Source organism: Achromobacter sp., assembly GCF_032102605.1.
GTDB lineage: Bacteria > Pseudomonadota > Gammaproteobacteria > Burkholderiales > Burkholderiaceae_B > Achromobacter.
The window spans coordinates 290,430-302,238 of record NZ_DAMDGT010000002.1 but is presented as its reverse complement, the minus strand read 5'-3'; the positions used below and the strand labels follow the sequence as shown (position 1 = coordinate 302,238).

Sequence of the window (11,809 nt, the reverse complement as noted above, 5' to 3'; positions counted from 1 at the left end):
CGTCATCCGGCAAAGGCGCGCCATCGATGGCGCGCCTTTTACGTCGGGCTCAGCGTCCCAGCAGCACGCCCATGCGGGCGACTGCCTCTTCCAGGCGGTCCAGCCCCGTTGCATAGGAAAACCGCATGGTGTGTGCGGCATGGGCCGGTCCGAAATCCAGCCCAGGCACGGCGGCCACGCCGGCCTCCAGCAACAGCCGCTGCGAAAACGCGGCGCTGTCCATGCCCAGGTTGCTGATGTCGGCATAGATATAGAAGGCGCCGTCCGGCTTGACCGGCACGTGGATGCCCAGGCGCTCGAACTCCGGAAGCAGGTAGTCGCGGCGCTGCTTGAAGGCCTCGCGGCGGTGTTCGAAGATTTTCAGCGCGGCGGGCGTGAAGCAGGCCAACGCGGCATGCTGGGCCAGGGTGGGTGCGCAAATGGCCAGGCTGGACGCGATTTTCTCGACGGCCGCCACCATGCCTTCGGGCACGATCATCCAGCCCAGGCGCCATCCCGTCATGTGGAAGTACTTCGAGAAGCTGTTGATGACGATGATGTCGTCGTCCAGCGTCAGCGCCGAGCGCGGCTGGCCGTCATAGGACAGGCCCAGGTAAATCTCATCCACGATGGCGAAGCCGTTGCGCGCCCGCACCTGCGCCAGCAGTTCAGACAGCTCGCCGTGGGCGATGGACGTGCCGGTGGGATTGCTGGGCGACGCCACGAGCACGCCCTGGGTGGCCGGCGTCCAGTGCCGGGCCACGTCGTCGGCGGACAGCTGGAAGCGCTTTTCGGCCGTGCTGGGAATCAGGCGCGGCACGCCGCCGGCAGCCAGTACGAAATTGCTGTTGGCGGGGTAGGACGGATCGGGCATCAGGACTTCACCGCCCGTGTTCACGAGCGCCGCGCAGGCCAGGGTGAGCGCGCCGGACGCGCCCGACGTCACGATGACGCGGCGGGGATCGATCGTGGCCCCGAACTGGTCGCGGTAAAACTGGGCGATGGCCTCGCGCAGCGGCGCGATTCCGGCGCCGGGGCTGTAGCCGCTGAGGCCCGCACGGGCCGCGCGGTCCAGCGCTTCCACCACCTGGGGTGGCGCGGTAAAGTCCGGTTCGCCGATGCCCAGGCTGATAATGTCCTTGCCCGCCGCCTGCAGCGCCTGCGCCTGCTTGAACAGTTCCATTACCTGGAACGTCAGGAAATCGTGGGTGCGGTCGGCAAGGCGGGGCATTGTTTTCTCGAAAGCGTCATCTAGCAAAAAAGGAATTGTAGTCATGCAGCCTTCCCGGCGCGCCTTCCTCCTCGGTCGCCGTCCCGTCCAGACGCCGTGGGCCGCCTTTGTGCAACGCCTGGCGCTGGTGTGCCAGGGCCAGGTCCGCGACCTGGGCGAGGGCGGGACGCAAGGCGCCTCTGCGATCCTCACTCCGGCGCGAGAGTCCGACGTCGTGCAGGCTCGCAAGCTGTGCGCGGAATACGGCGTGGTGCTGGAACTCGAAGGCGCGGCGGGCCCGTTTGCGTCATCCGCGCGGCCGCGCCTGCGGGTGGATCCCCTGCTGCTGGACGGCCTGACGCGGCTGGCGGGCGAGCCGTCCACCTGGCGCGTCCAGCCCGGCGTGCGGCTGGCGGACCTGACGCGCGCGGGGCTGCGGCAGTTCGCTGACCTGCCGGGGGAAATGACGATAGCGCAATGGCTGGCCGCCCCGGCGCCCTGGTCGGCGGGCCGATGCGCCGCCTCGGGCCTCGTGGCCGCGGACGTGCTGCTGGCCGACGGCGTTGAGGAATCCCTGGGTCCGTTCGGCGAGGCCGACGTGCAGCCGCTGCGATCGGCGACGGTACAGCGCCTGGTGCCCACGCTGTTCCAGCTTGCATCGGGCGGCGACGCCTTCGCCACTCGGGATGGCTATCACTGGCTGGGACGCTACCGGCTGGACGCGCTCAAGCCCGAGGCGCCCGCCACGGTGAATCTGGCTCACCTGCTGCTGGGACATGGCGGCACGCTGGCCTGGGTGCAGGCCGTCGTGCTGGCCGACGCGCCCGCCTGGGCCGAAACCGGACCCGAGCCGGAAACGCCGGGCCTGGCCACGTTCCGCCTGGACGGCAAGGTGAAGACGCAGTTTGATCCGGATGGACGGTTTCCCTCGTTCGTGGTCCAGGATGTCTGACAGTCGTTCAGCTTGCTGTAAGATTCCGTCGCTCGCCATCAAGGGGCGGACACCGCGGATGTATCGCGCCGTCCGTCATGGGAATAGAATTCCTCCCTCTTTCTGTGTCACAACTAGCCAGTAGCCGCCAAATGGATGCCAACCTTCGCAAAGCCGCCCTTGAATATCACGAGCACGGGCGCCCCGGCAAAATCTCGGTCACGCCGACCAAGCAGCTGACCAACCAGCGCGACCTGGCGCTGGCTTATTCGCCCGGCGTGGCGGCGGCCTGTGAGGAAATCGTAGCCGACCCGGCGAACGTGTTTCGCTACACCGCCCGCGGCAACCTGGTGGGTGTGATCACCAACGGCACCGCGGTGCTGGGCCTGGGCAATATCGGTGCACTGGCCTCCAAGCCGGTGATGGAAGGCAAGGCGGTGCTGTTCAAGAAGTTCGCCGGCCTGGACGTCTTCGACATCGAAATCAACGAAACCGATCCGGACAAGCTGGTCGAGATCATCGCCGGCCTGGAAGCCACGTTCGGCGGCATCAACCTCGAAGACATCAAGGCCCCGGAATGCTTCACCGTCGAGCGCAAGCTGCGCGAACGGATGAAGATTCCCGTTTTCCATGACGACCAGCACGGCACCGCCATTACCGTGTCGGCCGCCTTCATCAACGGCCTGAAGGTCGTGGGCAAGGACATCAAGTCGGTCAAGGTGGTGACCTCGGGCGCGGGCGCCGCGGCGCTGGCCTGCCTGGATCTGATGGTGGACCTGGGCCTGCCGCTGGAAAACATCTGGGTCACCGACATCGAAGGCGTGGTCTACGAAGGCCGCACCACGCTGATGGATCCGGACAAGGCGCGTTTCGCGCAAAAGACGGACGCCCGCAAGCTGGCCGACGTGATCAGCGGCGCGGACGTGTTCCTGGGCCTGTCGGCAGGCGGCGTGCTGAAGCCGGATATGGTGGCGGCCATGGGCACGCGTCCGCTGATCCTGGCGCTGGCGAACCCCACGCCGGAAATCCTGCCGGAAGTGGCGCACGGCGTGCGCGACGACGTGGTCATGGCCACGGGCCGTTCGGACTACCCGAACCAGGTCAACAACGTGCTGTGCTTCCCGTACATCTTCCGCGGCGCGCTGGACGTGGGCGCCACGACCATCACGCGCGAAATGGAAAAGGCGGCGGTCTACGCCATCGCCGAACTGGCTGAAGAAGAGCAGAACGAAGTCGTGGCGGCGGCCTATGGCACCTACGACATCTCGTTCGGTCCGGAATACCTGATCCCCAAGCCGTTCGATCCGCGCCTGATCGTGCGCATCGCGCCGGCGGTGGCCAAGGCCGCCATGGAAGGCGGCGTGGCCACGCGCCCGCTGGCCGACCTGGAAGCCTACGAAGAACAGCTGCAGCAGTTCGTGTACCACTCCGGCGCGTTCATGAAGCCGTTGTTCTCGGCGGCCAAGCGCATCGTGCGCGAAGGCGGTCCGGCCCGCATCGTTTTTGCGGAAGGCGAGGACGAGCGCGTCCTGCGCGCGGTGCAGGTGGTCGTCGACGAAGGCCTGGCCCGCCCGATCCTGGTGGGCCGCCCCTCGGTGCTGCTGACCCGCATTGAAAAGCTGGGCCTGCGCCTGCGCCTGGGGGAGGACGTCGAAGTCACCAATCCGGAATACGACGAGCGCTTCCACCAGTACTGGACCACCTACTGGGAACGCATGTGCCGTCGCGGCATCACCAAGGAAATGGCGCGCGTGGAAATGCGTCGCCGCATGACGCTGATCGGCGCGATGATGGTGCACCTGGGCGACGCCGACGGCATGGTCTGCGGCACGGTCGGCGCCTACCATGACCACCTGCGTTTCGTGGACGAGGTCATCGGCCGCCGCCCGGGCCACAACGTGTACGCCGCCATGAACATCCTGCTGCTCAACGAGCGCACGGTGGTGCTGGTGGACACGCACGTGAACGACGAGCCCACGGCGGAACAGATCGCGGAATTCACGGTGGCCGCGGCCCGCGAGATGCGCCGCATGTACCTGGCGCCGAAGGCCGCGCTGCTGTCGCGCTCCAACTTCGGTTCGGGCAGTTCGGCGTCGGGCGCCAAGATGCGCCGGGCGCTGGAACTGGTGCGCCAGATGGATCCCGAACTCGAGATCGACGGCGAGATGCACGGCGACTGCGCGCTGGACGAAGCGCTGCGCATGCGCATCCTGCCGTCGTCCACGCTCAAGGGCGAGGCCAACCTGCTGGTGTGCCCGAACGTGGACTCGGGCAACATCGCGTACAACCTGCTCAAGACCGCGGCGGGCGGCAACGTCGCCGTGGGCCCGTTCCTGCTGGGCGCGAATGCGCCGGTGCATATTTTGACGTCCAGCTCCACCGTGCGCCGCATCGTCAACATGACGGCGATGACGGTCGTCGATGTCAATACTCCGCGTTGAAGTGACGCCTGCCGGAAGGGCGTGCCCGCGCACGCCCACCGGCCTGGTCCTGACGGGAGGGGGCGCGCGTGCCGCCTACCAGGTTGGGGTGCTCAGCGCCATCATGGAGCTGCTGGATCCCGACTGGCATTCCCGTTTCCAGAACCCTTTCGACATCATCTGCGGCACGTCCGCCGGCGCCATCAATGCGGCCGCCCTGGCATGCCGCGCCGACCGGCCCCATCTGGGCGTGCGGCGCATCCGCCGCCTGTGGTCGTCGCTGAATACCGACATGATCTACCGGGCCGACGCGCCGGGCCTCATCCGCACCGGCGTGCGGTGGCTGGGCCTGCTGTCGCTGGGCTGGATGTACTCGGGCCTGACCCGCAAGCGGCCGCATTCCCTGCTGGACAATGCGCCCATGCAGGCCCTGCTGGAACGGGTGCTGGACTTCCAGAACCTGCGCGCCAACCTGGAAAGCGGATCGCTGTCCGCACTGGCCATCACGGCGTCGGGCTACACCAGCGGCGAGCACCTGACGTTCTACCAGGCGCATACCGCCATCGAGCCCTGGCACCGCTATTTGCGGCTGGCCCTTCCCATGCCGATCGGCATCGACCACCTGATGGCGTCGTCGGCCATTCCGTTCGTCTTTCCCGCGCGGCAAATCCAGGTGCACGGCAAGGGCGAGTGGTGCGGCGACGGCTCCATGCGCCAGCTGGCCCCCATCAGCCCGGCCATCCACCTCGGGGCGCATCGCGTGCTGGTCATCGGCACGGGCTACCGCGACGACACCCACCCGGAGAACCGCGAGGACTCTCCGCCATACCCGTCGCTGGCGCAGGTGGGCGGCCATGCGCTGTCCAGCATCTTCCTCGACGGCCTGTCGGCCGACGTCGAGCGCCTGCAGCGGATCAATTACCTGATGGACCATGCCGGCCCGAACGGCGCCCCGGCCACCGTCCGTCGCATCGAAGTGCTGACGATCACGCCCAGCCAGTCGCTGGACCTGATGGCGCTTGAGCATCTGCAAGACATGCCCGCCCAGGCGCGTGCTCTTTTCCGCGTACTCGGTGTATCGTCCGATCCAAGCCGTCCAGGAGGAGGGGCCCTAATGTCCTACCTCTTGTTCGAAGCCAGCTACACCAAGCGATTGATTGAACTGGGTTATGCCGATACGATGCAGCGTAACGACGAAGTGATCGCCTTTTTCAGGGAGGCACAGGCATGACGCGCAACGGCCAATCTACTTTGCAGCGGCAGCTCATGCGCGGCGGAGCGCTGGCTCATGAAGGGTTGGACAAAAAGGCGGTGGTGGACGCCGCGCACGAACTTGGCCTGTCCTTGTTTGTCGCCAATTGCGACCCCTGCCGCAGCCGCTCGGCGGTATTGCGCGCCATCGTCAAGGCCGTGGACTTCCCGGAATATTTCGGCGGCAATCTGGATGCCCTGTACGACTGCCTGTGCGACACGGTGCTGGATCACAAGTCCGGCGTGGTGCTCTGGCTGTACCGGCTGCATTCCGGCGATCCGGCGCTGGAAGAGGACGCCGGGCGCATCGAAACCGTCTGCTCCGACGCGGCGGACTTCGCGCACGAAAACGGCCGCGTGTTTGCATATGTGATCGAACATGCGGGCAAGCACCCCGACCCCGAGCCCGGGGTGGCCGCGGCGCCCTACGGCGAAAGCGACTGACACAGAGGCCGGGGCAACCCGGCCTTTTTATTGGCGTGCTGGCCGGGCGTAAGTCCGATCTTTCCATTGGCTTACGGCCGGGCGCAATCCGGCCATTTCATTGCCCGCGTAACCGCTCGCGCCAGGGCTGTTCGTCCCGCCACAGACCGGACTACCAGCCCAGTAGCGCGCTGACGGCCGACAACAGCGCCAGGCCGGCGGTTTCGGTGCGCAGCACCCGGGGGCCGAATCGCACGCTCTGCACGCCCGCCTGGCGGGCCTGCTCCACTTCCTTGTCCGACCATCCGCCTTCGGGCCCCACCAGCAGGGTCAGGGCCTGCACACCCGGTGTCCCCCGCAGCTTGCCCGCCAGATCTTCCTGCGCCTCGGGGTGGCACAGCAGGCGCAGGCCGTCGGCGGGCTGGGCCAGCCACTCCGACAGCGACATCGGTGCGTCGACAGCCATCAGCCGATTTCGGCCGCATTGCTCGGCGGCCGACTGCGCGATGCGCTGCCAGTGCGCCACGCGCTTGTCCAGCCGGGGGCCCGACAGCTGCAGCACGCTGCGCTGCGCCGCGATGGGGCAGACCCGGGCGGCGCCCAGCTCCACCGCTTTTTCCACGACCCAATCCATCTTGTCGCCGGACGGCAGGCCCTGCACCAGCGTGATGCGCCCGGCCAGCTCGGCTTCGCGCGGATCGAAATCGCCCAACTGGGCGTAACCGGCTTTGCCGTCGATTTCCAATACGCCCGGATATTCACCGCCAAGGCCGTTGAACAGGGCGATAGCCTCGCCGGCTCGCAGGCGCAGCACGCGCAGGGCGTGATGGGCCAGGGCTTCGGGAAGGGCGATGCGCGCGCCAGCGGAGAGGGGGGCGTCGCAGTAGAAACGGGGGGCGGACATGGGTGCTGCGGAAATCCGGGAACGAGGGGGGCTTTCGAGTACGCGTAGGCTACCACTGCTCGCTGCCGATTCCGCTGGAAACGCACGATTACATAGGGCATCCGGGCGATGGCCTCCGGGAAATCCCCTGATGCTAAAATCACCTGCTTCGCAACCTACTCAACTGGCCCTATTTCCTACGTAGGCGCGCCAGTTTCAAAGAGCCTTCCGAATGAGCAATCCGACCGCCCCTAAACTTGCCTTGGCGGATGCCATCCGCGCCCTCGCGATGGATGCCGTGCAACAAGCGAACTCCGGGCATCCGGGTGCTCCCATGGGCATGGCGGAAATCGCCCAGGCCCTGTGGGCCGGCAACCTGCGCCACAACCCCAAGGATCCCGCCTGGGCCAACCGCGACCGCTTCGTGCTGTCCAACGGCCACGGCTCGATGCTGATCTACGCCCTGCTGCACCTGACGGGCTACGACCTGCCCATCGAAGAACTCAAGAATTTCCGCCAACTGCATTCCAAGACCCCCGGCCACCCCGAAGTGGGCATCACCCCGGGCGTGGAAACCACCACGGGTCCGTTGGGCCAGGGCCTGGGCAATGCCGTGGGCATGGCGCTCTCCGAAGCGCTGCTCGCCGCCGAATTCAACCAGCCCGGCCACACCATCGTCGACCACTACACGTACGCCTTCGCCGGCGACGGCTGCCTGATGGAAGGCATCTCGCACGAAGTGTGCTCGCTGGCCGGCACGCTGAAGCTCGGCAAGCTGGTCGTGCTGTATGACGACAACGGCATTTCCATCGACGGCCACGTCGAACACTGGTTCGCCGACGACACCGCCAAGCGCTTCGAAGGCTACGGCTGGAACGTCATCCGTGGCGTGGACGGCCATGACGTCGCCGCCGTGGACGCCGCCATCAAGGCCGCGCGCTCGCAATCGGAAAAGCCCACCCTGATCGTCTGCCGCACCGTGATCGGCAAGGGTTCGCCCAACATGGCCGGCACGCACAACGTGCACGGCGCGCCCCTGGGCAAGGACGAGATCGCCGCCACGCGCACCGCGCTGGGCTGGTCGTCGGAACCCTTCCAGATTCCGCAAGACATCTACGACGGCTGGGATGGCCGCAAGCAAGGCGCCGCCGAACAGGCCGAATGGCAGTCCGCGTTCGACGCCTACGCCGCCGAATTCCCCGCTGAAGCGGCTGAGTTCACCCGCCGCATGAAGGGCGAAATGCCCAAGGGCTACGACGAACAGTTCAAGGCTTTCCTGAACGCCACGCTGGAAAAGGCCGAAACCGTGGCCACGCGCAAGGCATCGCAGTTCGCGATCGCCGCGCTGGCGCCGCTGCTGCCCGAAATGCTGGGCGGCTCGGCCGACCTGACCGGTTCCAACTTCACCGACTGGAAGGGCGTCGCCGCCGTGCGCGCCGCCGACGAAGGCATCCAGTTCGGCCGTCACATCAACTACGGCGTGCGCGAATTCGGCATGGCCGCCATCATGAACGGCATTGCCCTGCACGGCGGCTACCTGCCGTTCGGCGGCACGTTCCTGACGTTCTCCGACTACTCGCGCAACGCCATCCGCATGGCCGCGCTGATGAAGCAGCGCGTCGTCCACGTGTTCACCCACGACTCCATCGGCCTGGGCGAAGACGGCCCGACCCACCAGTCCATCGAACACGCGGCCAGCCTGCGCCTGATCCCCAACCTGTCGCTCTGGCGCCCCTGCGACACCACCGAGACCGCCGTGGCCTGGAATGCCGCCGTGACGCGTCCCACCAGCATCGGCATGGACGTGCATGACGGCGGCCCCACGGCCCTGTTGCTGTCGCGCCAGAACCTGCCCTTCGTGCAACGCGACGCAGCCACCGTCGACGCCATCGCCCGCGGCGGCTATGTGCTGCGCGACGCCGAAGGCGCCCGCGCCATCATCATCGCCACCGGGTCGGAAGTCGCCATCGCGCTGGACGCGCAGGCGCAGCTGGCCAAGGACGGCATCGCGGTGCGCGTGGTGTCCATGCCCAGCACCGACGTCTTCGACAAGCAGGACGCCGCCTGGAAGCAATCCGTGCTGCCCAAGGGGCTGCCGCGCGTTGCCGTCGAAGCCGGCGTCACCGTCTTCTGGCACAAGTACGTGGGCCTGGAAGGCGCCGTGGTCGGCATCGACCGCTACGGTGAATCCGCGCCGGCCGGCGCACTGTTCAAGTTCTTCGGGCTGACCGCCGACAAGGTGGCCGAGACCGTCAAGCAAGTTTTGTAAAAAAGGAGCTTAGTCATGACCATTCGCGTCGCCATCAACGGTTACGGTCGCATCGGCCGCAACATCCTGCGTGCCCACTACGAAGGTGGCAAGAAGCACGATATCGAAATCGTCGCCATCAACGACCTGGGCGATCCCAAGACGAATGCGCACCTGACGCGCTACGACACCGCCCATGGCAAGTTCCCGGGCACCGTCGAAGTCGACGGCGAGTTCATGGTCGTCAACGGCGACAAGATCCGCGTGCTGGCCAACCGCAACCCGGCCGAACTGCCGTGGGGCGAACTGAAGGTCGACGTCGTGCTGGAATGCACGGGCTTTTTCACCACCAAGGAAAAGGCCGGCGCGCACATCAAGGGCGGCGCCAAGAAAGTCATCATCTCGGCCCCGGGCGGCAAGGATGTCGACGCCACCATCGTCTACGGCGTCAACCACGGCGTCCTGAAGTCGACCGACACCGTCATCTCGAACGCGTCGTGCACCACCAACTGCCTGGCCCCGCTGGTCAAGCCGCTGAACGACAAGCTGGGCCTGGAAAACGGCCTGATGACCACCGTTCACGCCTACACGAACGACCAGGTCCTTACCGACGTCTACCACGAAGACCTGCGCCGCGCCCGTTCGGCCACGATGAGCATGATCCCCACGAAGACCGGCGCCGCCGCCGCCGTGGGCCTGGTCCTGCCGGAATTGAACGGCAAGCTGGACGGCTACGCCATCCGCGTCCCGACCATCAACGTGTCGCTGGTCGACCTGTCGTTCGTGGCCAGCCGCGACACGACCGCCGAAGAAGTGAACAGCATCCTGAAGGCCGCCTCGGAAGGCGAACTGAAGGGCATCCTGGACTACAACACCGAACCCCTGGTCTCGGTGGACTACAACCACAACCCGGCCTCCAGCACCGTTGACGCGTCGCTGACCAAGGTCTCGGGCCGCCTGGTCAAGGTCTCGTCCTGGTACGACAACGAGTGGGGCTTCTCGAACCGCATGCTCGACACCACCGTCGCGCTGATGTCGGCCAAGTAAGCACTCCGCCAGTCCATAAGGGGACGGATTTGTTTTCCGCCATTGCGGAAAATGGGTTCGTCCCCTTTGTTCGCCTACCGTAGGAATCCAAATATGTCCAAGGTCAATACTTTGTCTGCGCTGGCCAAGGCCGGCGACCTGTCCGGCAAGCGTGTGTTCATCCGCGCCGACTTGAACGTGCCATTCGACGATGCCGGCCGCATCACCGAAGACACCCGCATCCGCGCCTCGGTGCCCGGCATCCGCCTGGCGCTGGACGCCGGCGCCGCCGTGATGGTCACGTCCCACCTGGGCCGCCCGAAAGAAGGCGTGCTGACCGACGCCGATTCGCTGGCCAAGGTCGGCCAGCGTCTGTCCGAACTGCTGGGCATGCCCGTGCAGCTGGTGCGCGACTGGGTCGACGGCGTGAAGGTCGATCACGGCCAGGTGGTGCTGCTGGAGAATTGCCGCGTGAACGTCGGCGAAAAGAAGGACGACGAGGCCCTGTCCAAGAAGATGGCGGCGTTGTGCGACGTCTACGTCAATGACGCATTCGGCACCGCGCACCGCGCCGAGGCCACCACGCACGGCATCGCGCGCTTTGCGCCCGTGGCCTGCGCCGGCCCCTTGCTGGAAGCCGAGCTCGACGCCCTGGGCCGCGCCCTGCATGACCCCAAGCGTCCGCTGGTCGCCATCGTGGGCGGCTCCAAGGTGTCGACCAAGCTGTCGATCCTGCAATCGCTGGCCGACAAGGTCGACCAGCTGGTCGTGGGCGGCGGCATCGCCAACACGTTCATGCTGGCCGCCGGTCTGTCCATCGGCAAGTCGCTGGCCGAGCCCGACCAGGTCGACCAGGCGCGCGCCGTCATCGACATCATGAAAAAGCGCGGCGCGGCCGTGCCGATCCCGGTGGACGTGGTGTGCGCCAAGGCCTTCGGCGCCGACGCCGAAGCCACCGTCAAGGCGGCCACCGATGTGGCCGATGACGACATGATTCTGGACATCGGCCCGCAGACCGCGGCGCAGTTGGCCGAGATCCTGAAGCGTGCCGGCACGATCGTCTGGAACGGCCCGGTGGGCGTGTTCGAATTCGACCAGTTCGCCAATGGCACCGAAGTGGTGGCGCGCGCCATCGCCGACTCCGAAGGCTTCTCGATCGCCGGCGGCGGCGACACGCTGGCCGCCATCGCCAAGTACGGCATTGGCGAACAGGTCGGCTACATCTCGACCGGCGGCGGCGCTTTCCTGGAGTTCCTGGAAGGCAAGACCCTGCCGGCCGTGGCCGTCCTGGAAGCCCGGGCGCAGAAGTAAACCCGCACGACCGGGGCCTGGGTCTCCAGGCCCCCGGCGCCGTTCTGGCGCACGGTTTCCGGTCAAAGCACTAAAATCCTCATTGCCTTGAGCCCCCGCGCGCTGCGCGCCGTGGGGTTGGTGTAGG

General features: G+C 66.7%; 9 protein-coding genes. 7 read left to right on the top strand and 2 right to left on the bottom strand.

All coding sequences use genetic code 11. From position 1 onward, the window contains the following. Positions 1 to 49: 49 nt before the first annotated feature. Positions 50 to 1,210 carry a pyridoxal phosphate-dependent aminotransferase gene (locus tag RT614_RS06090; RefSeq protein ID WP_313621007.1) on the bottom strand — a complete coding sequence of 387 codons (1,161 nt, stop codon included), beginning with the start codon at positions 1,208 to 1,210 and terminating at the stop codon, positions 50 to 52. A 43-nt stretch (positions 1,211 to 1,253) separates the two neighbouring features. Between RT614_RS06090 and RT614_RS06085 the strand changes: the two genes are divergently transcribed. The 4 genes from RT614_RS06085 (at position 1,254) to RT614_RS06070 (ending at position 6,235) form a co-directional block, all read left to right on the top strand. Continuing rightward, the gene (locus RT614_RS06085) at positions 1,254 to 2,141 is read left to right on the top strand and encodes an FAD-binding protein (RefSeq protein ID WP_313621006.1); all 888 of its coding nucleotides are present in this window, start codon (positions 1,254 to 1,256) and stop codon (positions 2,139 to 2,141) included. A gap of 131 nt (positions 2,142 to 2,272) precedes the next feature. Beyond that, the gene (locus RT614_RS06080; RefSeq protein WP_313621004.1) at positions 2,273 to 4,561 is read left to right on the top strand and encodes an NADP-dependent malic enzyme; all 2,289 of its coding nucleotides are present in this window, start codon (positions 2,273 to 2,275) and stop codon (positions 4,559 to 4,561) included. After that, positions 4,542 to 5,771 carry a patatin-like phospholipase family protein gene (locus RT614_RS06075; RefSeq protein WP_313621003.1) on the top strand — a complete coding sequence of 410 codons (1,230 nt, stop codon included), beginning with the start codon at positions 4,542 to 4,544 and terminating at the stop codon, positions 5,769 to 5,771. Before RT614_RS06080 ends, RT614_RS06075 begins: the two co-directional genes overlap by 20 nt. Continuing rightward, positions 5,768 to 6,235 carry a barstar family protein gene (locus tag RT614_RS06070; protein WP_313621002.1) on the top strand — a complete coding sequence of 156 codons (468 nt, stop codon included), beginning with the start codon at positions 5,768 to 5,770 and terminating at the stop codon, positions 6,233 to 6,235. The genes RT614_RS06075 and RT614_RS06070 overlap by 4 nt, the downstream gene beginning before the upstream one ends. A 151-nt stretch (positions 6,236 to 6,386) precedes the next feature. Here the strand turns inward: RT614_RS06070 and RT614_RS06065 are convergent, their stop codons facing one another. After that, a complete protein-coding gene (locus RT614_RS06065; RefSeq protein ID WP_313621000.1) occupies positions 6,387 to 7,118 on the bottom strand; it encodes a 16S rRNA (uracil(1498)-N(3))-methyltransferase in 732 nt (243 codons plus the stop codon). 211 nt (positions 7,119 to 7,329) lie between these two features. Between RT614_RS06065 and tkt the strand changes: the two genes are divergently transcribed. The 3 genes from tkt (at position 7,330) to RT614_RS06050 (ending at position 11,682) form a co-directional block, all read left to right on the top strand. After that, the gene (gene tkt / locus RT614_RS06060; protein ID WP_313620998.1) at positions 7,330 to 9,366 is read left to right on the top strand and encodes a transketolase; all 2,037 of its coding nucleotides are present in this window, start codon (positions 7,330 to 7,332) and stop codon (positions 9,364 to 9,366) included. 15 nt (positions 9,367 to 9,381) lie between these two features. Continuing rightward, entirely contained in the window at positions 9,382 to 10,392 is a 1,011-nt protein-coding gene (gene gap / locus RT614_RS06055; RefSeq protein ID WP_008162963.1) for a type I glyceraldehyde-3-phosphate dehydrogenase, read from the top strand. Positions 10,393 to 10,485: 93 nt separating this feature from the next. Then, entirely contained in the window at positions 10,486 to 11,682 is a 1,197-nt protein-coding gene (locus tag RT614_RS06050; RefSeq protein WP_313620995.1) for a phosphoglycerate kinase, read from the top strand. The last annotated feature ends 127 nt before the right edge of the window (positions 11,683 to 11,809 follow it).

Bases quoted from the DNA above. Each gene is read 5' to 3' on its own strand.
- RT614_RS06090 (WP_313621007.1), bottom strand. From the start codon at position 1,210: ATGCCCCGCCTTGCCGACCGCACCCACGATTTCCTGACGTTCCAGGTA.
- RT614_RS06085 (WP_313621006.1), top strand. From the start codon at position 1,254: ATGCAGCCTTCCCGGCGCGCCTTCCTCCTCGGTCGCCGTCCCGTCCAG.
- RT614_RS06080 (WP_313621004.1), top strand. From the start codon at position 2,273: ATGGATGCCAACCTTCGCAAAGCCGCCCTTGAATATCACGAGCACGGG.
- RT614_RS06075 (WP_313621003.1), top strand. From the start codon at position 4,542: ATGTCAATACTCCGCGTTGAAGTGACGCCTGCCGGAAGGGCGTGCCCG.
- RT614_RS06070 (WP_313621002.1), top strand. From the start codon at position 5,768: ATGACGCGCAACGGCCAATCTACTTTGCAGCGGCAGCTCATGCGCGGC.
- RT614_RS06065 (WP_313621000.1), bottom strand. From the start codon at position 7,118: ATGTCCGCCCCCCGTTTCTACTGCGACGCCCCCCTCTCCGCTGGCGCG.
- tkt (WP_313620998.1), top strand. From the start codon at position 7,330: ATGAGCAATCCGACCGCCCCTAAACTTGCCTTGGCGGATGCCATCCGC.
- gap (WP_008162963.1), top strand. From the start codon at position 9,382: ATGACCATTCGCGTCGCCATCAACGGTTACGGTCGCATCGGCCGCAAC.
- RT614_RS06050 (WP_313620995.1), top strand. From the start codon at position 10,486: ATGTCCAAGGTCAATACTTTGTCTGCGCTGGCCAAGGCCGGCGACCTG.